We start from the raw sequence: 22,620 nt of genomic DNA, 5'->3' as shown, positions 1-22,620 counted from the left end.
CTTGCTCTATGACTGCTAATTTAAAGCCCAACGTATAATCACGTTGTGAACGTTTGGTGCCTTTAGTAATTGAATTTTTCATTTTAAAGTCCTAAATGTGTAAACACATTTCAGGACGGGACAATTAAAACAAAAAAGCCCAAATATTGCTATTCGGGCTTTTTCAATGTTGAGCTATAAACAGCAACGCTATTTATGCGCCGAGTAAATTTTCACTAACAAGGCGTTTAGAGCGACGCATAGTATTTTCTATGCGAGCGAATAAACAACGACGTTAGCGGCAATTTAATCAAGCATAAATTACATCATGCCGCCCATTCCACCCATACCACCCATGCCGCCCATATCAGGCATAGAACCACCAGAATCTTTCACTGGTGCGTCGGTGATCATGGCTTCTGTTGTTAGCATTAAGCCAGCAATAGAGGCTGCAAATTGTAAGGCACTGCGCGTTACTTTAGTCGGGTCAAGAATACCCATTTCTAACATATCGCCATAAGTGCTATTGCTAGCATTGTAACCGTAGTTACCTGTTCCGCCAGTGCGTACTTCGTTTAATACTACTGAGGCTTCATCACCTGAGTTAGTAGCGATTTGACGTAAAGGGGCAGACATTGCACGAATAGCTACATTAATACCGTGTGTTTGGTCTTCGTTAATACCTTCTAAGTCTTTAATAGCATCGGCTGCACGAACTAATGCAACACCACCACCGGCAACAACACCTTCTTCTACTGCTGCGCGAGTTGCATGTAATGCATCTTCAACGCGAGCTTTTTTCTCTTTCATTTCCATTTCTGTTGCTGCGCCAATTTTGATAACCGCAACACCGCCAGCTAATTTAGCTAAACGTTCTTGTAGTTTCTCTTTGTCGTAGTCAGAAGAAGAATCTTCAATTTGACCGCGAATTTGCGCAACACGTGCTTTAATTTCAGCTTCTTCACCAATACCATCGATGATAGTCGTATTGTCTTTAGAGATAACAACACGCTTAGCCTGACCTAAGTCTTCTAATGTAGTTTTTTCAAGCTCCATGCCTATTTCTTCAGAAATCACGGTCGCTTTAGTTAATGTTGCAATGTCTTGTAACATTGCTTTGCGACGGTCGCCGAAACCTGGTGCTTTAACAGCAGCAACTTTAACGATACCACGCATGTTGTTAACAACTAGTGTAGCAAGTGCTTCGCCTTCAACATCTTCAGCAATAATAAGTAGTGGCTTACCCGCTTTAGCAACACCTTCAAGTGTCGTTAATAATTCACGGATATTGGATACTTTTTTATCAACCAATAAGATGAAAGGGTTTTCTAATTCAACACTGCCGCTTTCTTGGTTATTGATGAAATATGGAGAAAGGTAACCACGGTCAAACTGCATACCTTCAACAACGTCAAGCTCATCTGTTAATGCTTGACCTTCTTCAACAGTAATAACACCTTCAGTGCCTACTTTTTCCATTGCTGTTGCAATGATTTTACCAACAGTTTCATCAGAGTTAGCAGATATAGTGCCTACTTGCTCAATAGCTTTGTTGTCGCTACATTCTTGTGATAAACCTTTAAGTGCTTCAACAGCTGCAATTACTGCTTTGTCGATACCACGTTTAAGATCCATTGGGTTCATACCAGCGGCGATTGATTTTAAACCTTCGTTGACAATTGCTTGTGCTAAAACAGTAGCAGTAGTTGTACCGTCACCGGCTTCATCATTGGCTTTAGAAGCAACTTCTTTCACCATTTGTGCGCCCATGTTTTCGAATTTATCTTCTAATTCGATTTCTTTAGCAACACTAACACCATCTTTAGTGATGACTGGACCACCAAAAGATTTGTCTAAAACAACGTTTCGGCCTTTAGGACCTAATGTTACTTTTACCGCGTCAGCTAAAACATTTACACCACGTAGCATTTTTGCTCGTGCGTCATTACCAAATAATACGTCTTTTGCAGCCATGTTTTTATCTTCCTATATTCTGTTAGTTGGCGAACTAGTGTTCGACCGACAATTGATCTTTTTAACCAATTCAGCACCGCAGTGGCACTAAATCGAGATGAGAAGTAGAGCTATTATTCAACGATAGCTAAAATATCAGCTTCGCTAAGGATCAATACTTCTTCACCGTCAATTTTTTCAGTTTTCATGCCGTAACCTTCACTGAAGATCACTTGATCGCCAATTTTTACGTCTAATGCGCGCACGTCACCGTTTTCTAGAATTCGGCCCTTGCCTACAGCAACTACTTCACCACGTGTTGATTTTTCAGCAGCACTACCTGTTAATACGATACCGCCAGCAGACTTTGATTCTACTTCTTTACGTTTGATGATCACACGATCGTGTAATGGACGAATACTCATTTTTTTCTCCTGAGATGTTCAATTTAATAAAAAATTAAGGATTTTAATTTTGTTGATTCAGAGATGGGGATTAAATAAAACTTCACAAGCCCATCTTAATGTTTTTTTAATCTTTGCGTTCGAATTCCCCATCTAAGGTTTGACCTTTATGAGGTGGCTCAATATTTTCTTGAAACGGGCTTTCTTGCTGTTTCGAAAAGTCATCTTGGGGCTGTCCATGACTATGGCTGTGAAATTGAAAGCTTTGCTGATTCACGCTGTTAGTCGTTATATGTGACTTAACACTTCCAACAATGCTATGACGAACCGCGGGGATCAATAAACTCAAACCAAGAAAGTCGGTCACAAAACCAGGAGTGACTAGCAACACTCCCGCAATCAATAACATTAATCCAGTGACAATCTCATCAGACGGTATTTGACCTTGTGCCATTTTTGTTTGTACTGAGTTTAAGGTTGCAAGCCCTTGCTGGCGAACATATTTAGCCCCCAACCAAGCCGTAAAAATCACCATTGCAATCGTTGGCCAAACACCTAGAACAGCGCCGACCTGTATCAAAACAAAAATTTCAATTATTGGAATAATAATAAAAAGTACAAATAGTAAGCGAAACATCGCAGCTCCTAATAATCTTTAATGAAACTAATATGGGGGTTAACAGGTCTTTTTCAAGCGAGCTAGGTTTTTAGGTATTTTCAATCTGTACACAACAAATACACTGACACCTTACTCAATGATAAATATTAGCGTAAACTGAATAAAATTTTACAGAATGTATTTTCATTTTATCATTAGTCATAAAATGTAATTAGTAAGGCTGATTTGTAGCTACCTATTTACAGTAAATTATCAATTTTTGATTTACTTATTTCTATTTAATAAATAATAGAATATGGCAGTTGCCTGATATACACGCCTGAAGTTATCACTTTGAACATCCAGCAAGGTGATCATCAATATTAAAACTGGATCAACGAGTCTTTAAAATATCGGTTATGAAAAAAGTTGTTACTGCACTTTGGTTAATTCTTATCAGCTTGTCTTTTGCTATATCGCCCATAGCAAATGCCCAAGAATCAATTTTTAATTCTCCTGCATCGCTTTTTAGCAATGACGACGAGTTTTTAAAAGTAGATGATGCTTTCATTTTTGATTTTCACCAACAAGAAAATAAGCTGCAAGTAAGCTTTAATATTGCTGATGGTTATTATTTGTATCGTCACCAATTTAAATTCACCACTGATAACGCTACCATTGTTCCCGTTGACTTACCTGAAGGTGAGCACCATAAAGATGAATTTTTTGGTGTTCAACAAATATTTACTGGCAAACTTGCTTTTACCATCGACATTTCCCAAGCCAATAGTGATGCAAATATTACTATTCGCTATCAAGGTTGTGCTAATAAAGGCTTGTGTTATCCGCCCACTAAAAAGACGATTGATTTAAGTAAAGTTGAATTAAATGAAAATGCTTTAACGACTGGTTCAGCAAACAACGCTGAAAATATTCTAACCGCATTGGGCAGCACAGCTGATACTGCAGCAAGTGGTTCTGCAACCAGTACAAATGCAAATAGCAGCGAGCAGCATCAATTAGCTGACATGCTGAAAAGTGACAATATTTGGTTAACCTTAGCGGCATTTTTTATCGGCGGCTTACTGTTATCTTTTACCCCTTGTGTTTTCCCCATGTACCCTATTTTAACTGGCATTATTGTTGGCCAAGGTGACAAACTATCCACTAAGCGAGCCTTCGCCTTATCTTTTGCTTATGTGCAAGGTATGGCCGTTACTTACACTTTACTTGGTATTGTGGTGGCTATTGCAGGCGCGCAATTTCAAGCCATGTTTCAGCACCCTATCGTGCTAATTTCCTTAAGCGCATTATTCATCTTTCTAGCACTTTCTATGTTTGGCATATTTAATTTGGCCTTACCAAGCAGCTGGCAGAACAAGTTGAATCGGGTTAGTAGTAATCAAAAAGGCGGCTCTTATGTCGGTGTTTTAGTGATGGGTGCTATTTCTGGTTTAGTCGCCTCTCCTTGTACTACAGCGCCATTAACTGGTGCATTGCTATATATATCCCAATCAGGTGACATATTGCTCGGCGCATCAGCACTTTATGCACTGAGTTTAGGTATGGGCTTACCTTTACTAGTATTAGGCAGTTCGGGTGGTAAATTGCTGCCTAAAGCGGGTAACTGGATGAATGTTATTAAGAATATTTTTGGCTTATTGCTATTGGCCGTACCCATATTCTTGTTAGAGCGTTTTTTACCCGTTATGATTATCGACGTGCTTTGGGTAACGCTTATTCTAGCTACTGCCGGTTATTTTTATACCGCTAATCATGAGTCGGCTAAAACCTTTGGTTTTGGTTTACGTAGTATATTAATCTTTTTAGTTTTCTTTATCGGCGCAAACAAAGCCTACCAACTCGTTTATCCGGCAACTAATGTCTCGATATCACAACAAACCGAACTGCATGGTTTTGAGCATGTGAAAAATTTAACCCAAATGAATCAAGCGATTGCAAAGGCTAATGCACAAGGTAAAACCGTGATGGTGGATCTTTATGCTGATTGGTGCGTCGCTTGTAAAGAGTTTGAAGAATACACCTTCTTTGAAGCGAATGTTCAAAAGGCGCTTTCAGGTTCAGTATTACTACAAATAGATTTAACCGACACCGGCTCAAAAGACAGTATCGAGTTAATGTCTCACTTTGACATTTTTGGTTTACCATCGATTCTATTCTTTGATTTACAGGGTAATGAATTACCACAGCGTAGAGTCACAGGTTTTATGGCGGCTGATAAGTTCTCAACTCATGTTAATAAAACCTTTTCACCATAACAACTCCAGATGCATAATTAGACCCATATCATTACAGTAAAAAAGCGCCACAAGGCGCTTTTTTTTTGGAATAAAATCTATGACTAAGTTTAATTAACAATGGTATTTGAATTAGCCAGCACCTTCCAGTTGCCATCAACAATTTCTCGACTAATGAAGTCAAAGAGGAAAGCCTCAGGTATGGGTTTTGAGAAATAATAACCTTGTATTAGATCGCAATCATTTTCGGTTAAGGTGCGTAATTGGGCTTTAGTTTCGACCCCTTCTGCGATGACAGTCAGACCTAAGTTTTTCACCATTGCAATCGTTGACATAATAATTTGAAAATCAGCATGATTTTCTAACATACCAACAACAAAGCTCCTATCAATTTTAATAACGTCAACGGGCATACGTTTTAAATAGGTTAAAGAAGAGTAACCGGTTCCAAAATCGTCAATCGCAAAACTAAAGCCCATTAAGCGCAACGCGTCCATAGTGACTATAGCTTTATCAATATCTTTAACTAATGTGTGTTCGGTCAACTCTAGTTCAAAGTTTTCAGCATTTAAGTCAAATTCTTTTAGTAACCTATCTAAATAGCTCGGAAGATTAACATCAGCAAACTGCGCAGCTGATAAGTTAATCGCTATTATCACATCACTCAAACCAATATCTTTCATGCCTTGGTATAACTCGAAACAACGACGGACAACCCAATAGCCAAGCTCTATCATATGTTCAGAGTTTTCTAAAAGAGGAATAAAGTCGTCTGGCGAGACCATGCCTCGTTCAGGATGTTGCCAACGTAATAAAGCCTCAAAGCCATGTACCTTATTGGTTTTTGCCACAATTTGCGGCTGTAAACTTAAACTAAACTGCCCCTTAGCAAGTGCTTGTTTAACTTCGCCTTCCATCATCACTCTATGAGCGACACGCTGGTACATATCCCCGTGATAAATAAAGTAACAGTCACCACCATTATCTTTCGCTTCGTACATAGCTATATCTGCGTGGCTAACCAACTCGCTCGCTTGTATTAGACTACCATCCGTCATTGCTATCCCAATACTGCAGGTCACATAAAACATAGCGCTATTAACTTTTATTGGCTGTTGAAAGCTTTTTAATATTGCTTTGGCTAGATCCTCAGCCATCTCAGTTGAGGTATTTTCATTTAATAAAATAACAAATTCGTCTCCACCAAAGCGACACACCATACCCGCCCCTTCAACGCTGATATTTATTCTATTTGCCGCCTCTACCAGTAAATTATCGCCTTCACCGTGACCATGGCTATCATTCACTTTCTTAAAATCGTCTAGATCAAGAAATAAAATGCCAACCTTAAGGTTATTAGTCGCGTTATTTTTTAACTGTTTACGTAATTGGAAATTCAACATATTGCGATTGGGCAGACCGGTTAGCAGGTCGTACATGGCAATATTCTCTAATTCTTTAGTTTTTTGTGTTACTTCAATATTTAATTGTTCTAATTCATAGCTTAAATCAGTTGTGGCATTAATTAGCACATCAATTTCATCTGGAAAAACTTTTGATTGAGTTATTTTTACCGCACGAAATTGGTCAAACTCTTTACGAGCGAGTAAAGGTAGAATGTCAGAGAGAATTAGTAACCTTTTTGTAAAAGGCCCAGTAACAAAATGCACTAACAGCGCTAGAATGATAAAAATAGCTAACGCTGACAATATAAACTGCATGCGATAAGTTTGATATTTATCGGTAAATGAACTGACATTATCAACTTGAGCCATATAAAAATCTTGAGTCGGTGAAGACGCTAGCGGCAACATATTAATTAAATAACTGTTTTGTTCAAATTCAACTTGTAAGCCATTTTCTTTTACTTTTGACAATAAATCAGATGGCTGGTTTAGATTAAAGAGTACATGCATTAACTCTTTGGCAGACGAGTTAATAATATCTGCTTGTGCTAATGTCACATTTTGTGATTTATCAAAGGCTACAATCGCCACTTGGTTTTCTAACGCTTGATTGATGGCATATATCACATCAACCAAAGAAATAGCTATAGTGACAATGGCCATTTCCCCTTGTGCATTCAATATTGGGATCGACAATAGTTGCTTGCACTGCTGCACACAACTTAGATAGTTATCTGGAGAGAAACTTTCACTAACGTTCTTTACACTAGCAAGCACTTCTTTAGTTAAAGGTGCTGATTGATAAATTGGCTTTAAATCATCGGAGACTAACCACAATGCCTCTACATTATAATTGAGTTGCAGCGCATCAAACTGTTGTTCCAAAGCACTGGCGGCACGATCAAAGTCACTTTGTTTTTTTAGTTGAATAAGATCAGTAAATGACTCTAGCCAACTACGCACCTGCTCTCTAACAATTCTACTTTGGGTTTCAAATTGAGTATTACCTTGGCGCAATTTATTACTTTGATATTGAGAAAATTCTTGATCTAACCGAGTAACTGAAAGTATAGAAATTGATAAGCTCAATAACAGTAAAGCACTCACCACGAGCACGAAAAGCTTGACACTGACACTGACAAAGTTCGCTTTCATGATTAAAACCAATACATAAATTGAATAGCCCAGACCTGCCAGTTTTTACTATCATTCGCGATAGGATCAGGTTGAACAATAGGAGATAATCTCGCTCCTCCCTCCATCCAGTGGTACTCGGCGTTGATGCGAAAGTTATTAGAAAAGTTATAAGAAAGACCTAACATATTGTCATTATGAAAACCGAAATATGATGGCACTAACCCACCGGTACTTTGCGCTAATTTAGTGCCATTTTTATCATCCTTATTAGCGTAGAACGCTTCGTGCCTGGTCAATACTGTAAAGGCTTTTGTTACTTGGTAACTTGCTTGCAAGTAATAACCTTGGCCGATGTCATCTCGTTGAAAACCTGGAAAATAAAATCCGTCAGTAACAAAACGTTCTTGAAATATTTCCGCACTAAATTGCCAAAACTCACCTTCATAAACAGCGTTTGCGGTATAGAATTGAAAAACAAAATCACTATCAAAAAAGTTATCAACTTGTGAACTTTCATACGAAAAAGTTGAATCAAGAGCTGAAATACCAAATCGCCATGGTGAAAAAGGTGGTCGCCAATAAACACTCGCTTGCGTATCAAGGTCGTGATCAAGTTGACCTAAAGCAAATTTACCGATAACAACATCAGCTTGATCATCTGAAATAGCACTTTTACCTTTACTGAAATTAAAGTCTATCTCCCCAAAGACATCATCGCTATAACTTAATTTGACTGCGGCACCGTCACCACCTACGGCAACATCACGAAAACCATCAAAGTAAACCACCTGTGGAATAATGATTGATGGTCGAGCAAAGGGAACATCGCGAGTACTAGAATACAACCAATGATTGTTTTTTACTCGTCCCAAATAGAAACTCGCTTGCCATACATCATTATGGAATGCATTCCATTCCAATAACAAATAATCAAGACGAAGTCCCGCGTGATAACGATTCCCCCCATTAAGATAAACCGCTTGTCCTGCAATACGAAAGTCATCATTAAGTTGATATGAAGCATTAAGACCAACTTCGGTCAATTCCAATGACAGGCTTTCATCATTGTTGATATAGTTACTGTTATCAGCATTGATCAGGCCTTGCGCAACAAAGCCATGAACTTGTAATTTCTCATTATTAACTTCTGCAGCATTAAGGTTCAATGCCAAGCATAAGCTGCATAATGTACTGAGATAATAATTCGATAATTTTTCTGGTCTAATCACCAATTTTAATGATGTTAACATCCTTGACCTCCGATAAATTTTCCACATAACCAATAGCACCCTTAGTCGATTTTATCGCCTGAATAAGCTCACTTTCGTTGGCAACTTCAATAGGGGCAACACCGTAGCCCGAAAATGTTAACTTGTGCCATATTCGATCAAGTTGATAGGGGAATAAACGTAACTTTTCTCGACAAAATTTTTGATGAAGCGGATTTTTACTTGCAAGAACGTACACTACAATAGGAATGCCATTTTGCCAATGGACCTGCCTCATAGAGTAAATACGTCGCAGTTGGGTAACAGACAACGATGACGTATCAGCCGTTATGTTTGAAATAATTTGTATTGCATTTACTTGTGGGCTAAACAGTAAAATAACTATAGCAATGTAAATAAAGATGGATTTAATATTTTCATCCTTGTAATTAACAGAAGGCGACATGACAACATTTAAATAATAACTTACTCCTCCCATGATCAGTTAAATCAATGAATTAATTAAAATTCCTTCAATATTTATTCTAGTAAATTTATTATAACTTACCTAACTTTAATCGCTTTATTTTCCCTGCCAAGTCATTAGACCAGTATTTTGCTGCTATATTCTGCGAAAACACTATAATAATCGTCAAATGAGATTAATTTGGCATTTGAAGCAAATTTAATTTAATCACATAGTTAAATATGACATGATGTTGATATTACTTAATAATTAAGGTTTTTTTACCGAAGATGACTACAAAGTTTAACATTTTAGTGCTAAATGGTCCTAACTTAAATATGTTGGGCAAACGTGAACCTGCTATTTATGGTTCGTTAACCTTAACTGAAATTATGACAAATTTAGCAAGCATGGCCAATGAGTTTAATGTGCAGCTAAGTCATAAACAGTCAAATGCTGAGCATAGTTTACTCGAAGAGATCCATGCGAGCTTTGAAAGAATAGACTTTATTATAATAAATCCAGCGGCTTTCACACATACCAGTGTTGCACTTAGGGATGCATTATTATCGGTTAATATACCCTTTATTGAAGTCCATTTATCCAATGTTCATGCGCGTGAGCCTTTTAGGCAGCATTCATATTTATCAGACATTGCCGTCGGCGTCATTAGCGGCTTAGGAGCCAAAGGTTATGAATATGCCTTGGCTGCTGCAACAGATTGGTTAGAAAAAAATAAATAACACCAAACGAAATAATTTATTGATCACTTAGCAATAATTTAGTCTGGTTGGTAAAAGTAAATAAACTCTTAAGTGATGATATTCATTTAAGTATTCACACACATAAATTTAATAATGATAAAAAAGGTATTCAAATGGATATTCGTAAAATTAAAAAGTTAATTGAACTGGTTGAAGAGTCAGGTATCAACGAATTAGAAATTTCTGAAGGCGAAGAGTCAGTACGTATAAGCCGTGGCGCCCCAATGATGCAGGCAGCTCCTATGATGCACGCAGCCCCTGCTCAAGCACCGATTGCGGCCCCTGCTGCTGCGGCAGTAGCTGCAGCTCCAGTAATAACTGGGCATATTGTTCGTTCACCTATGGTTGGTACTTTCTATGCGTCAGCATCACCTGATTCACCCGCCTTTGTAGAAGTGGGTCAGCACGTTAATGCTGGCGATACGTTATGCATCCTTGAAGCAATGAAAATGATGAACCAAATTGAAGCTGACAAATCGGGTGTTATTAAAGAAATTCTAGCGGGTAACGAAGACGCTATTGAATTTGACCAGCCGCTTTTCATCATTGAATAAGCCCATATGTATCAACAAATAAGGGTCATTCCATGTTAGATAAAGTTGTTATCGCCAATCGCGGCGAAATTGCACTAAGAATATTACGTGCATGTAAAGAATTAGGTATAAAAACGGTTGCAGTGCATTCCACCGCTGACCGAAACTTAAAACACGTTTTATTAGCTGATGAAACCATCTGTATTGGTAAAGCATCCGCGCCTGACAGTTATCTCAATATTCCTGCAATAATAACGGCAGCAGAAGTCACTAATGCCGTAGCTATCCACCCTGGCTATGGTTTTCTTGCTGAAAATGCAGATTTTGCTGAACAAGTAGAAAAATCAGGTTTTGCATTTATTGGCCCTAAGGCGGAAAGTATCCGTATCATGGGAGATAAAGTTGCAGCAATCAGAGCTATGAAGATAGCCGGTGTGCCTTGTGTTCCTGGTTCAGATGGGCCATTAAATGACGATCAAGAAGCAAATAAAGCCCATGCTAAACGCATTGGTTACCCTATTATTGTCAAAGCGGCTGGTGGCGGTGGTGGTCGTGGTATGCGGGTTGTGCGCAACGAAGAAGAGTTAATTGATGCGATTGCTTTAACTAAACAAGAAGCCGGCACTATTTTCAAAAATGACATGGTTTACATGGAAAAATTCCTTGAAAACCCTCGCCATGTTGAAATTCAAATCATGGCTGATGGCCAAGGTGGTGCTATTCACTTAGGTGAACGGGATTGTTCAATGCAACGTCGTCATCAAAAAGTGGTTGAAGAAGCCCCTGCACCAGGTATTACGCCTGAAATGCGTGCAAAAATTGGTGAACGTTGTTGTAAAGCGTGTCTTGACATTAACTACCGCGGCGCAGGCACATTTGAATTTCTGTACGAAAACGGCGAATTCTATTTCATTGAAATGAATACCCGTATTCAGGTTGAGCATCCCGTGACGGAAATGATCACAGGTGTCGATTTGATCAAGGAGCAATTACGCGTTGCCGCAGGTCAGCCGTTATCTTATACCCAAGATGATATTAAAATCGCCGGTCATTCCATTGAATGTCGTATTAATGCTGAAGATCCTCGTACTTTTATTCCTTCGCCAGGAAAAATTACCCGCTTCCATCCTCCAGGTGGTTTAGGTGTTCGTTGGGATTCACACATTTATGCTGACTACTCAGTGCCACCACACTATGACTCAATGATCGGTAAATTGATCACTTGGGGCGATAATCGTGATGTCGCTATGGCACGAATGCGTAACGCTTTAAGTGAGTTGGTTATTGATGGTATTAAAACCAATATTGCTTTACACAAAGATATTTTAAATGACCAAGGTTTTGTTAATGGTGGTGCAAATATTCACTACCTTGAAAAGAAACTTGCCGATTTTAAATAAAAGTTAAATTTATCTTCGTTATAAAAAAGCTCTGCGTGCAGAGCTTTTTTTATTTATAATAAATCAACAATAGAACAAAGCTGTAAACGTTATGACTAAATTACTTGAAAAGCCTTCTCCACCTGCCGACGACGATTGCTGTGGCGGTGGTGCATGTAACCCTTGTGTTTGGGACCATTACTACGCAGAGCGAAAAAAATGGCGCTTACAACAAGTCGAATTAAAAGCGGTTGAAGCCCAAAGCAATTCACAAGCTAAAGATTAACGCTATCAGGTATTGGCCATTTGTTACTTAAATTGAATCTTTAATCGCATTCACTCCGTCATTTAGATGACTTTTATCACTCGCTAAATTGTTTAAGGTACTAACAACCAAACCTGATAAGGCTAAGGTTATATTTTTCACAACTCATCAATTGCGCTGTTCTGCTTGTTTTGTATTAACTGAAAAATGATAACAAGATACACAGGCACCGCCATCAAGATCGCAAAAGGTAAGGCACTGCCATCATAAAATATCGCTAAAATAGGACCTGCTGACGCGCCAATGCCAAAACGTAAAGTGCCATTTACCGCTGTTGCTGTACCCGCGTGTTCAGAAAACTTTTGTAAAATTAAAGCGTCAGCATTAACCGAAATTATCGATAAACTGCCCATAAGCGGTAAAATTGCCAAGACATAATAAGGTAATGATAAGTCAATGATATTGGCCATCAATAAGCTTGTTGCTGAGATAGCAGCTAGTGCGACACCAAAACGTAACATTTTTCGAGAGCCTACCCTGCCCACTAGTCTTGTATTAATAAAATGTGCGGTCATTAACGCAAAAACATTAAGTGCAAATAGTAAACTAAACTCGAATTCCGTTACCTTAAATACGGTTAAGTAGACAAATGGAATAGCGGTTATATAACTGAAAAAGGCTAACGATACCATCATAATACTTAATAAATCAAAACGGGCGGCATGGTTACTAAAAACAATTTTATAACGGTCAATAACACTATAACTTGCTGTTGATTTTATGGTTTTAACATCAGGTAAATAGAAAAAACTACAGACAAAAACAATAGAGGCATATCCCGCTAATACATAAAATATCATTTGCCAGCTATCCAGCAGTAATATGCTACCAATACTGGGTGCTATCATGGGTGCCAGCATCATTATCATACTGACATAAGATAATCCTTTCGCGGTATCTTTGCCGTAAAGTTGCCGAATAATGCCCGGTACAACTACAGTTGCAGCGCTACTAATAAAGGCTTGGAAGAAGCGTAAAGTGATAAATTGTTCAATATTTTGTGCAAAGGTCAGTGCCAATGTCGTTAATATAAAACCGAGTAACCCAATCATCACTAGGATTCGACGAGAATATTTATCTGCCATCGGGCCAAAAACTAAAAGCCCAACAGCGTAACCTAATAAATAAACACTTAAGCTATTTTGTACCAATGGCATTTGGGTGGAAAAATACTTGGCAAGCTCTGGCATACCAGGAAGATACATATCAATGGCTAAGGGAGATACCGCGATAATAGAGGCTAATAACGGTAATATTAATGTTAATGTTAATGATATTTTTGAACTCTGCTCTGTCACTGATATTATTTCCTAGTACTTTTAAGATTCAGGGTAATCATGAGCTAACTTGCCAAACACTTGAATTGCTTGGTCAATTACATCACTCCATTGTACACCCTAGCTGATGCGCATGTAGTTTTTATACTTTCCAAAAGGCGATAGAATTTTTCCGTTGAAAAATTTTTGGCATTAATCGTGACAGTTCAAGGTAAGAGCTTTAAATTTGACTACGAGTTTTCGTATGTAATTTCATTACTTTATTTGGCTATTTTTGTTTCTATTATTGCGTTGGCTAGCTATCTAACATTACTCAACTGTATTGGCGCGCATAAGACATCTTATGCTTCAGTTATGTTTCCAGCGGTTACTGTAATTATTTCAACAGTTGTTGAAGGATTTACTTGGACCACATACACCTTAGTTGTTTGTTGTTTATCTTAGCGGGTAATATCTTGGTACTCACTTGGTCTAAAAAGCCCTTAACGAACGATAACTGTACAGAAGAACATACAAATACAGCAGAACAATTGAATATAAATCAAACGAAACTAAAGACAATGCGCTTATAATCAGGTTTAATACTTTCCAAACGGTCAAGTTTTTTGTGCACAGTTCACTTTACATTATTTGCTATTTGCACAACGGCGCTGAATACCTTCCTGTTCAGCACCGTTTTTTCTTATCCTTAATCAAACTAAGTTCATGCCTAAATTAAAATGCACAAAGCATTTTACCTGCGACCTCTTTCACTAACTTTGCAGCTAATTGACTTGTCATATTATCAATATCTTTGTTCGGATTAAACTCAACAATATCAGCGCCAACAAGTGGCATATTTATTTGATGGATAAGGTTGATCACTTCACGACTTGTTAAGCCTCCTGGCTCTCGATGTGAAACCCCTGGCGCAAAGGCGGGATCAATACCATCGATATCAAGCGATAGGTACACGGGATGCTCAAACACTAGCGGTTGCGACAATGGCCAATGCCTCATTTCTAAAGATTCAACATTAAACTTTGTTATTTGCTCAGTCTGATGCAAATTTAACGTTCGTATGCCTACTTGCACTAAGCGCTCACATAAACCGTCTTCCATTACTCGGGCAAAAGGACAGGCGTTTGAGTAGCGATTACCTTTGAAAGAATCATATAAATCAGAATGAGCATCAATATGTAATATCGTTATTTTATCAAAAAATTTACGGTAACTTTTTAGGATCGGATAACTAATACTGTGATCGCCGCCTAAAGTTAATAAACGTGTATTTTCAGATAATAGCTGATCGCAACGTTGCTCTATTTCGACAATGAAATTATCAGCTGGCTTTATATGAATATCACCAGCATCAAGCCATTGCTTTGACTCGCGCAAATTTACACCCAACTCTGTAGCTCCATTTAATGAACCGTGATTAAGCACTTCACGAATTTTACTTGGCGCGAGTGCAGGACCGCGCTCAAACGAAGAGTTATCATCAAATGGTACGCCTAAAAGTGCGACATTGAAGGCTTGATTTTTTGTCATCTACTTACCTTTTGTAAACGTTTATATGAGCCATTTAATTAATTACCAAAAATGGCCCATATAAACGACTAACCGATAATTATGGTACTTAATAGCTACCAATAGGTGAACCTGGCGGCAGTGTCAGCATAGATGCAGGTGTCGATGATTTGTCATGAGCTAAGCTGTAATTTATTTGCTGCGTTAATAACTGAAAGTGAGCTCCTGAGCCTTTATATTTTCGTGTGCTACGTTTATCGGCTAGCCACTGTGCTATATCAGTCAATGTTACATAAACTTCAGCTCTAACTTCTGGCACTACATTTTTGCTATGCCAAAGAGCAATTAAGTGCTCGACTAGTTGCTGATTTACCCGTTGTTGAACTAACAGTTCTGTTGAGCTTTTCGGCGCAGATTTGACCGTTTCATTAACCAATTTATTTAATAAAAACGCTACTGACGGAATATCTTCATCAAGCATAGCTTGCTGCTGTAATCTCGCTAATCGTCCGGTATTAAGTAATTGCGAAAGCGTGTGTTTTGCACTTGCCTCTGCAGCACTAATGGGATCAAACGTTAATCCTGTTTGGCTGATAAAACTTTCTCTATCACGACTATAACCATATGCTTTAGGTGGTATTAAGGCCGTAATTTCAGCCGGCAGTGTTAATGTTTTTACTGATAACGTTGTCATTAGTGCATCAAGTGCTGCTCGTTGTGATTTACCAGCAACCATTTGTTGTTGATTAGTAAACTGTTCACTGCGTAGTTGATATCCGTAGTCAACGCCGGCAATTAACTTCGCGGCGGATTGCACCTGAAAACGATGGAAATTATAAATAGGCACCAATACCTGCTCTAGTTCAGACATTGGCGTACCCATAGGAATGCTGTTTAAACCAAAGTTTGCTAATGCTAGCGCTCTAACGTCTAAAACCCGTTGCAACTCTGCTGCTGCATCTTTACCGTTATCCCATAAATGCCCTGTAGCATGTGCGCCTGATTGCGGCCTTGCGTCAGGATCAGAAACATATTTAAATCCCTGTTGCTGTGTTGCGGCAACTAGCTTAGTCAAAAATTGTGCTTCTTGTGCTTTTTCTACGTCAGCATAACCATAAGCAACAACATATTTATCCCACTCACCAATATCTTTTGCATAGGCGTTTGCTAAGTTAACTTGCCCATTATCAATCGTAATTAATGGGTGTGGATAATCCATTACTGACGCTCTCTCATTAACACTAGCAGCAAAATTGTGTGCTATGCCCAAAGTATGTCCAACTTCGTGGGCGGATAATTGACGAATACGCGCTAGGGCCATTTCTTTCATGGCACTAGTATCAGTATTGGCATTTTTAAATGGTGACGTTAAGCCTAGGGCGATTAAATAGTCTTGACGAACACGCAAAGAGCCTAGTGTTACATGGCCTTTGATAATTTCACCGGTACGTGGGTCAATAACGGATGAACCATAAGACCAACCTCGCGTTGCTCGATGTACCCATTGAATAACATTATAACGAACATCCATAGGATCAGCGTCGTTTGGCAGTAACTTAACCTGAAAAGCATTTTTATAACCTATGGCTGAAAATGCTTGATCCCACCAACGAGCGCCATCTAGCAAGGCACTCTTAACCGGCTCTGGTACGCCTGCATCTAAATAATAAATAATAGGTTCAACTGCCTCACTTATTTCAGCTGATGGATTTTTCTTATTTAAACGGTGACGAGGAATATTGCGTTTAATTAATGGCTCGTCAATTGCGCTGGCATAATCTGCATAAGAGTGCTGCCAGAAACCACTATAAGGGTGAAATTTTCGCGTTTGATAACTATTATCAGGCAACTTAATGAGCGAGTGATGTAAATTAACTGTAACCGCTGAGGCATCAGGCGTAACTGATCTCAAGTGAACACCCGCTTCTGAACCAGTAAAAGTAACCGTTGCTTCTAATTCGGTATTGTTTGGAAAGGCTTTCGTGCGCGTTTTATAAACACCACTGCGAGAAGCATCAATCTTATAACTGCCCTGCTTGGCGCGTTTTAATTGTGCTGATAGGTTATGAATATCTGATAATAAAAATGGCGTATAATCAATTAAGGTTTTGCTGTTGTCTGCCGAACTGTGGCTAACCTTAAAGCCCCAAATAATGGAACTGGCAAAAGCCTCATCGATCGCTTGTTGCTCTAAAGCATTATCACTATCAGCACGATAATAGGTATTAAGTTGTCTTAAAAATACTTTATCGCCGACTTTTTCAAAACGCACTAACCGAGTATCACCAAGTTGACCACGATCTAAACCAATATCGTTAGATCCTACACCATGTGGCAAGCCACTTTGAAAAAGAAATTCTTCATCGAATTGTTTAATCTCTAAGAACGCCTGACCTGTTTTATCATCAAGATAAAAAGAGAAATAGCCTTGCTGGTATTGTTTACCTTTAATGAATTCAGCGTAACTCTGTGGTTCCTTAGCCTGTGCTTGAGTTAAAAGCACACAACAAAAAAATAAAGTTAATATTCGGGTGAAAAACGTCATTTCATATCCTTACTGTCGGTAAAACTAAGTTAGTTGCATACCTAGTTAAAATTAAAATCATTAGAAGTACTGAAAATACTCATATTCTTGTTATAATTGCCTTAAAAGTAACCTTGGTACTTGCAAGATACTTTTTTTTAAGCAACTTTTGATGTCTTGATAATTTATCATAACATCGAAAATTTAATGCGATATATAATTAACTCTATAAAAAGAGTTCGACTCTAAAGTAATTAGGTAACCCGATGCAACGACTAGCTCCCGCTTTACGTGAAGATAATGTACCGTTAGATTTAATTTCATTAATTAAAACCATTTTAGCTGCCACCAAAGAAATTTCCTTTCGCGTCAGCCAAGGGCACTTAGGTGACACTATGGGCTCAACATTGGATGAAAATATTCAAGGTGAAGTCCAGAAAAAACTTGATGTGGTTGCCAACGAACTATTTAAAGACATTCTTTTAGAGTCTGGTTTTGTAAAAGCTATTTCTTCTGAGGAAGAAGATACCTCTGTTGCAGGTGATGAAAATGGTAAATATATCGTGTCATTTGATCCACTAGACGGTAGCTCAAATATCGATATTAACTCACTAATTGGTACTATATTCTCGATTCATCATGCGCCAGAAGATATGGACGCTAGCAACCCTGATATGTTCAAACAATCAGGCAACAAGCAAATTTGTGCCGGTTATGTCCTTTATGGTCCATCAACCATGCTAGTAATGACAACAGGTAGCGGTACCCATTTTTACGTACTTGATCGCACCCACGGTGGTTTTTTATTAGTTGAGCGCAATGTGCAAGTACCGGCAGATACTCAAGAGTTTGCCGTAAACATGTCAAATCAACGCTTTTGGCAAGCACCAATGCAGAACTATATAAATGATTTATTGGCCGGTGATACGGGACCGCGCGGCAAAAACTTCAATATGCGTTGGATAGCCGCTATGGTTGGTGATATTCACCGCGTATTATGTCGAGGCGGTTTATTTACTTACCCTGCTGACAATAAAAATCCAGAAAAGCCTTATAAATTACGTTTAATGTATGAAGCAAACCCGATGAGCTTTTTAATTGAGCAAGCCGGTGGTTTAGCCATGACCAGCGAAGGACGCATTATGGATATTGAACCGTCAGATATCCACCAACGTGTTGAAGTGATCATGGGTTCTAAAAATGAAGTTGAAGCCTGTTTAGCTTATTACAAGTAAGCTTAAAAGTTACTCGATATAACAATGTATATAAGCATTAAAACACCTGAAAATGTCAGGTGTTTTAATTTATGCTAATCAGGATGATTTATGGTTATTAAACACTGTTATAGACCCGGCCAGAACAAGTATACAAGGTAGGACTTTTGTGTTGTTGGTAAAGGAATAACCTTGGCAACAGCACTTAGAGAGCTGCCATAAAAATTCAACTGTTGGCGACGAATGACCAAGTTCAATGACTAAAGCCTGATGAAACAGTGTAAATAGTGACTAGGCTAATACTAGGAATTTTTGCTAGAATATGCGCCATATTCTAGAAAATACTTATATAGTAGTGCCGTTATTAGGTTAACAGCGCTTGGAGATACAATTTATGCCCGCTTATGCCGTAGGACACAAAGTGCCTGATTCAGATTCAATCTGTTCAGCCATTGCGCTTTCATATTTAAAAACCAATATTGGTGAAGATGTACAACCTGCTCGTTTAGGTGAGCTTTCACCTGAAACTGCATTCATTTTAGACAAGTTTGGTTTAGAGCAACCTGAGCTTAAATTGAGCTTCGCTGACACTGACGGTATTTATGTTGTTGACCACTCAGACCGAATTCAAGGCCCTGACGATATTGACGATACCACGATTTTGGGTATTATCGATCACCACAAACTAGGTGATATTACGACTTCTACTCCGTTAGAAATTTGGGTTCGCCCGGTAGGTTGTACCAATACTATTATTAAAATGATGTATGACTTTCACGGTGTTGAAATTCCTAAGAATATTGCCGGTGCTATGATGTGTGCCATTTTGTCAGACACGGTTATTTTTAAATCTCCAACTTGTACAACTGCAGATATTAAATGTGTTGAGGCGTTAGCTGAAATCGCAGGCATAGAAGATTACAAAGGCTTGGGCATGGAAATGTTCACCGTTAAATCATCTGTAGCCGGCACACCTGTTCGTGAACTTGTGCTTCGAGATTTTAAAGATTTTAACATGAGCGACAACATCGTAGGCATAGGCCAATTAGAAGTAATTGATTTAGCCTTGTTCGATGATATGAAAGCTGATTTATACGCAGATTTACAAGCAGTTAAAGAAGAAGGTAATCGTCATACCGTGATGTTGCTACTTACCGACATTATGCAAGAAGGCTCAGAACTTCTAGTGGTAAGCGACGATATTAGCATTGTTGAAAAAGCTTATGATATTACTTTGGTTGATGGTAAAGTTTGGCTTCCAGGTGTTATGAGTCGTAAAAAGCAAGTTGTCCCACCATTACAAAATACCTTTGCTAAGTAACTTAAACATTAATTAAGTAGCTAGTAGTACTAAACATAAGTACATATTAAAAAGCCCAGCAATTGCTGGGCTTTTTGCTATTTTAACGCCAGCAATTAAATAGCCTTCACGCCCATATTAAATAGCGTAAAACCATAAATATCGGCATATTGCTCAATCGTTTTGCTTATCGGCGTACCCGCGCCATGACCCGCATCAGTTTCAATGCGAATTAAGGTTGGGTTAGCGCCAGTTTGCTTTGCTTGTAACTCAGCAGCAAACTTAAATGAATGTGCAGGCACTACGCGATCATCGTGATCACCGGTTGTTATTAATGTTGCAGGATAGTGTGTACCCGCTTTAACATTGTGTACTGGCGAATAGCCTAAAAGATAATTAAACATTTCTGCATTATCATCAGATTTTCCATAGTCATAAGCCCAACCAGCACCTGACGTAAAGGTATGGTAGCGCAGCATATCAAGTACGCCTACTGCTGGTAATGCGACTTTAAATAACTCAGGACGTTGGGTCATTACTGCACCAACAAGCAAACCACCGTTAGAACCACCCATGACCGCAAGCTTATCTGAAGAAGTTACTTTTTCTTTAATTAGATATTCTGCAGCGGCAATAAAGTCATCAAAGACATTTTGCTTTTTCAACTGCGTACCAGCATTGTGCCATTTTTTACCGTACTCGCCACCACCACGTAAATTAGCCACGGCATAAACGCCACCTAACTCTAACCAAGCAGCACGAGTTGAGCTAAATTGCGGTTGTAAGCTGACATTAAAACCACCATAACCATATAAAATAGTCGGGTTACTACCATCAAGCACTAACCCTTTTTTATGGGTAATAATCATCGGCACTTTAGTACCGTCTTTAGAGCTATAAAAAACCTGTTTAGATTCAAAGTTATCGCTATTGAAATTTACTTTCGATTTCATATGTACAACAGACTCACCCGTTGCAACATCTACAGTAAAAGTCGTTGAAGGAGTTTTCTGATTACTAAACGAGTAATACAACTTACTTTGCGATTCTTTACCACTAAAACCACCAGCAGTGCCCACTTCAGGTAAGGCGATATCGCGAATTTTTTTACCGGTTAAGTCATATTGCTGGATAAACGATGTGGCATGCTTCATATATTTGGCAAATAAATAGCCACCACCTGTTGAAACTGATAACACATTTTCAGTTTCAGGAATAAGGTTTAGCCAATTTTCAGGGGCTGACTTCAAGGCATTAACTTTAACCACGCGCTTATTTGGTGCCCCCATATTAGTGACAAATAATAAATCATCGCCATTACTATTGACCATATAAGTGTCGGAATCTGTATTATCAACAACCGTAACCAGTGCTGAATTTGCTTTGGTTAAATCTTTAATAAAGAGTTTGTTACCAGAAGTAGAAACCGCTGCAGATACCAATAAATACTTGCCATCTTTAGTGACTTCACCACTAACATAACGGTGTTTTTGTGCTTCGCTGCCGCCATAAACTAAGGCATCTTCTAACTGTGCAGTGCCTAACTTGTGATAATAGAGTTTATGCTGATCAGTTTTTGCAGAAAGCTCACTACCTTTAGGTTTGTCGTAACTGGAGTAATAAAAGCCTTCATTACCGACCCAAGACAAGCCACTAAACTTAATATCAACTAATTCTGTTTCAAGTACTTCTTTGGTTTGAGTATCCATAACTCGCGCTTTGCGCCAATCACTTCCGCCTTCAGAAATTAAGTAAACCGCTAATGATCCATCTTCACTAAATTCAATATTAGCCAACGAAACTGTGCCGTCTTCACTAAAAGTATTAGGGTCTAGAAAAACTTCAGCAGGTGCATTACCTTTTTGGCGATATAAAACATACTGATTCTGTAAGCCATCATTTTTATAAAAATAGCTATATTCACCTTCGATAAACGGCATACTCACTTTCTCATAATCGAGTAATGTGGCAAGGCGTGATTTAATTTTATCTCGGTAAGGAATTTGTTCTAAATAACCGTAAGTGGTTTTATTTTGCGCTTTTACCCAATCTGCGGTTTCAGCACTCATATCATCTTCTAACCAACGATAATTATCCGTTACTTTAGTGCCAAAATAATCATCAACAACAGCCACTTTTTTCGTTGTCTGATAAATTAACATTGTACTTTCATCGACAACACTCGTTATTTTCTCAGCTGGCGAGGCCGTTGCTGCTTCTTGACCACAGCCTGTAAGACCACACAATGCGATCAAAACAGCAGAGCTTAAAACTATCTTTTTAGAATTCATAATGTACCAAATAAATGAGATTGTTATTATTACCCGCAATCATATGGCAGTACATAATTGATGTCTACCGCATGGCCTTAGTTAAAAGTAAAAGT

Annotated in this window: 18 protein-coding genes; 8 read left to right on the top strand and 10 right to left on the bottom strand. The window is 38.5% G+C overall.

Features of this window, described 5'->3' with window-relative positions; translation table 11 throughout:
* Positions 1-300: 300 nt before the first annotated feature.
* From groL to H4J38_RS16155, 3 genes are all read right to left on the bottom strand, one after another.
* The gene (gene groL / locus H4J38_RS16165) at positions 301-1,953 is read right to left on the bottom strand and encodes a chaperonin GroEL (protein ID WP_182133395.1); all 1,653 of its coding nucleotides are present in this window, start codon (positions 1,951-1,953) and stop codon (positions 301-303) included.
* A gap of 113 nt (positions 1,954-2,066) precedes the next feature.
* Positions 2,067-2,357: a co-chaperone GroES gene (locus tag H4J38_RS16160; protein WP_182133393.1), complete on the bottom strand. Its 291-nt coding sequence runs from the start codon at positions 2,355-2,357 to the stop codon at positions 2,067-2,069.
* Between the two features lie 106 nt (positions 2,358-2,463).
* Positions 2,464-2,973, bottom strand: coding sequence for an FxsA family protein (locus H4J38_RS16155; protein WP_182133391.1), 510 nt, complete (start codon positions 2,971-2,973; stop codon positions 2,464-2,466).
* A 380-nt stretch (positions 2,974-3,353) separates the two neighbouring features.
* On the opposite strand from H4J38_RS16155, the gene H4J38_RS16150 reads away from it, so the two are divergent.
* The gene (locus H4J38_RS16150) at positions 3,354-5,213 is read left to right on the top strand and encodes a protein-disulfide reductase DsbD (protein WP_182133388.1); all 1,860 of its coding nucleotides are present in this window, start codon (positions 3,354-3,356) and stop codon (positions 5,211-5,213) included.
* Positions 5,214-5,302: 89 nt separating this feature from the next.
* On the opposite strand, the gene H4J38_RS16145 is transcribed toward H4J38_RS16150, so the two are convergent.
* The 3 genes from H4J38_RS16145 to H4J38_RS16135 are packed head-to-tail and all read right to left on the bottom strand — an operon-like array spanning position 5,303 to position 9,409.
* Entirely contained in the window at positions 5,303-7,753 is a 2,451-nt protein-coding gene (locus tag H4J38_RS16145) for a bifunctional diguanylate cyclase/phosphodiesterase (RefSeq protein WP_182133386.1), read from the bottom strand.
* Positions 7,754-7,755: 2 nt separating this feature from the next.
* Positions 7,756-8,985, bottom strand: coding sequence for a hypothetical protein (locus tag H4J38_RS16140; protein ID WP_182133385.1), 1,230 nt, complete (start codon positions 8,983-8,985; stop codon positions 7,756-7,758).
* Complete coding sequence (locus tag H4J38_RS16135; protein ID WP_182133383.1) at positions 8,957-9,409, bottom strand: hypothetical protein; 453 nt, start codon at positions 9,407-9,409, stop codon at positions 8,957-8,959. The genes H4J38_RS16140 and H4J38_RS16135 overlap by 29 nt, the downstream gene beginning before the upstream one ends.
* Positions 9,410-9,699: 290 nt before the next feature.
* On the opposite strand from H4J38_RS16135, the gene aroQ reads away from it, so the two are divergent.
* The 4 genes from aroQ (at position 9,700) to H4J38_RS16115 (ending at position 12,371) form a co-directional block, all read left to right on the top strand.
* Positions 9,700-10,152 (top strand): type II 3-dehydroquinate dehydratase, encoded by a 453-nt coding sequence (gene aroQ, locus H4J38_RS16130; RefSeq protein WP_182133381.1) that lies wholly within the window; start codon positions 9,700-9,702, stop codon positions 10,150-10,152.
* A 134-nt stretch (positions 10,153-10,286) separates the two neighbouring features.
* Complete coding sequence (accB, locus tag H4J38_RS16125) at positions 10,287-10,727, top strand: acetyl-CoA carboxylase biotin carboxyl carrier protein (protein WP_182133379.1); 441 nt, start codon at positions 10,287-10,289, stop codon at positions 10,725-10,727.
* Between the two features lie 32 nt (positions 10,728-10,759).
* Positions 10,760-12,106 carry an acetyl-CoA carboxylase biotin carboxylase subunit gene (gene accC, locus H4J38_RS16120; RefSeq protein ID WP_182133377.1) on the top strand — a complete coding sequence of 449 codons (1,347 nt, stop codon included), beginning with the start codon at positions 10,760-10,762 and terminating at the stop codon, positions 12,104-12,106.
* Between the two features lie 91 nt (positions 12,107-12,197).
* Positions 12,198-12,371, top strand: coding sequence for an oxidoreductase-like domain-containing protein (locus tag H4J38_RS16115; protein WP_182133375.1), 174 nt, complete (start codon positions 12,198-12,200; stop codon positions 12,369-12,371).
* 137 nt (positions 12,372-12,508) lie between these two features.
* Here H4J38_RS16115 and H4J38_RS16110 read toward each other — a convergent pair whose 3' ends face one another.
* Complete coding sequence (locus H4J38_RS16110) at positions 12,509-13,708, bottom strand: multidrug effflux MFS transporter (RefSeq protein WP_182133373.1); 1,200 nt, start codon at positions 13,706-13,708, stop codon at positions 12,509-12,511.
* A 177-nt stretch (positions 13,709-13,885) separates the two neighbouring features.
* Here H4J38_RS16110 and H4J38_RS16105 point away from each other — a divergent pair, with 177 nt between their 5' ends.
* Positions 13,886-14,131: a hypothetical protein gene (locus H4J38_RS16105; protein ID WP_182133371.1), complete on the top strand. Its 246-nt coding sequence runs from the start codon at positions 13,886-13,888 to the stop codon at positions 14,129-14,131.
* Positions 14,132-14,401: 270 nt separating this feature from the next.
* Here the strand turns inward: H4J38_RS16105 and speB are convergent, their stop codons facing one another.
* Positions 14,402-15,217 carry an agmatinase gene (gene speB / locus H4J38_RS16100; RefSeq protein ID WP_182133369.1) on the bottom strand — a complete coding sequence of 272 codons (816 nt, stop codon included), beginning with the start codon at positions 15,215-15,217 and terminating at the stop codon, positions 14,402-14,404.
* Positions 15,218-15,305: 88 nt separating this feature from the next.
* Positions 15,306-17,741 (bottom strand): zinc-dependent metalloprotease, encoded by a 2,436-nt coding sequence (locus H4J38_RS16095; RefSeq protein ID WP_182133367.1) that lies wholly within the window; start codon positions 17,739-17,741, stop codon positions 15,306-15,308.
* Between the two features lie 245 nt (positions 17,742-17,986).
* Between H4J38_RS16095 and H4J38_RS16090 the strand changes: the two genes are divergently transcribed.
* Both H4J38_RS16090 and H4J38_RS16085 read left to right on the top strand, forming a co-directional pair.
* Positions 17,987-18,955, top strand: a complete 969-nt coding sequence (locus tag H4J38_RS16090) for a class 1 fructose-bisphosphatase (RefSeq protein ID WP_182133365.1) — start codon at positions 17,987-17,989, stop codon at positions 18,953-18,955.
* A 373-nt stretch (positions 18,956-19,328) separates the two neighbouring features.
* Positions 19,329-20,255 carry a manganese-dependent inorganic pyrophosphatase gene (locus H4J38_RS16085; protein WP_182133363.1) on the top strand — a complete coding sequence of 309 codons (927 nt, stop codon included), beginning with the start codon at positions 19,329-19,331 and terminating at the stop codon, positions 20,253-20,255.
* A gap of 95 nt (positions 20,256-20,350) precedes the next feature.
* On the opposite strand, the gene H4J38_RS16080 is transcribed toward H4J38_RS16085, so the two are convergent.
* Positions 20,351-22,525, bottom strand: a complete 2,175-nt coding sequence (locus H4J38_RS16080) for a prolyl oligopeptidase family protein (RefSeq protein ID WP_182133361.1) — start codon at positions 22,523-22,525, stop codon at positions 20,351-20,353.
* Positions 22,526-22,620 lie beyond the last annotated feature (95 nt).

Source organism: Colwellia sp. BRX10-3, assembly GCF_014077505.1.
Lineage (GTDB): Bacteria > Pseudomonadota > Gammaproteobacteria > Enterobacterales > Alteromonadaceae > Cognaticolwellia.
Note: the sequence above shows the minus strand (reverse complement) of the source record. Positions and strands in the feature narration are given on the sequence as shown.

Bases quoted from the DNA above. Each gene is read 5' to 3' on its own strand.
- groL (WP_182133395.1), bottom strand. From the start codon at position 1,953: ATGGCTGCAAAAGACGTATTATTTGGTAATGACGCACGAGCAAAAATG.
- H4J38_RS16160 (WP_182133393.1), bottom strand. From the start codon at position 2,357: ATGAGTATTCGTCCATTACACGATCGTGTGATCATCAAACGTAAAGAA.
- H4J38_RS16155 (WP_182133391.1), bottom strand. From the start codon at position 2,973: ATGTTTCGCTTACTATTTGTACTTTTTATTATTATTCCAATAATTGAA.
- H4J38_RS16150 (WP_182133388.1), top strand. From the start codon at position 3,354: ATGAAAAAAGTTGTTACTGCACTTTGGTTAATTCTTATCAGCTTGTCT.
- H4J38_RS16145 (WP_182133386.1), bottom strand. From the start codon at position 7,753: ATGAAAGCGAACTTTGTCAGTGTCAGTGTCAAGCTTTTCGTGCTCGTG.
- H4J38_RS16140 (WP_182133385.1), bottom strand. From the start codon at position 8,985: ATGTTAACATCATTAAAATTGGTGATTAGACCAGAAAAATTATCGAAT.
- H4J38_RS16135 (WP_182133383.1), bottom strand. From the start codon at position 9,409: ATGTCGCCTTCTGTTAATTACAAGGATGAAAATATTAAATCCATCTTT.
- aroQ (WP_182133381.1), top strand. From the start codon at position 9,700: ATGACTACAAAGTTTAACATTTTAGTGCTAAATGGTCCTAACTTAAAT.
- accB (WP_182133379.1), top strand. From the start codon at position 10,287: ATGGATATTCGTAAAATTAAAAAGTTAATTGAACTGGTTGAAGAGTCA.
- accC (WP_182133377.1), top strand. From the start codon at position 10,760: ATGTTAGATAAAGTTGTTATCGCCAATCGCGGCGAAATTGCACTAAGA.
- H4J38_RS16115 (WP_182133375.1), top strand. From the start codon at position 12,198: ATGACTAAATTACTTGAAAAGCCTTCTCCACCTGCCGACGACGATTGC.
- speB (WP_182133369.1), bottom strand. From the start codon at position 15,217: ATGACAAAAAATCAAGCCTTCAATGTCGCACTTTTAGGCGTACCATTT.
- H4J38_RS16095 (WP_182133367.1), bottom strand. From the start codon at position 17,741: ATGACGTTTTTCACCCGAATATTAACTTTATTTTTTTGTTGTGTGCTT.
- H4J38_RS16090 (WP_182133365.1), top strand. From the start codon at position 17,987: ATGCAACGACTAGCTCCCGCTTTACGTGAAGATAATGTACCGTTAGAT.
- H4J38_RS16085 (WP_182133363.1), top strand. From the start codon at position 19,329: ATGCCCGCTTATGCCGTAGGACACAAAGTGCCTGATTCAGATTCAATC.
- H4J38_RS16080 (WP_182133361.1), bottom strand. From the start codon at position 22,525: ATGAATTCTAAAAAGATAGTTTTAAGCTCTGCTGTTTTGATCGCATTG.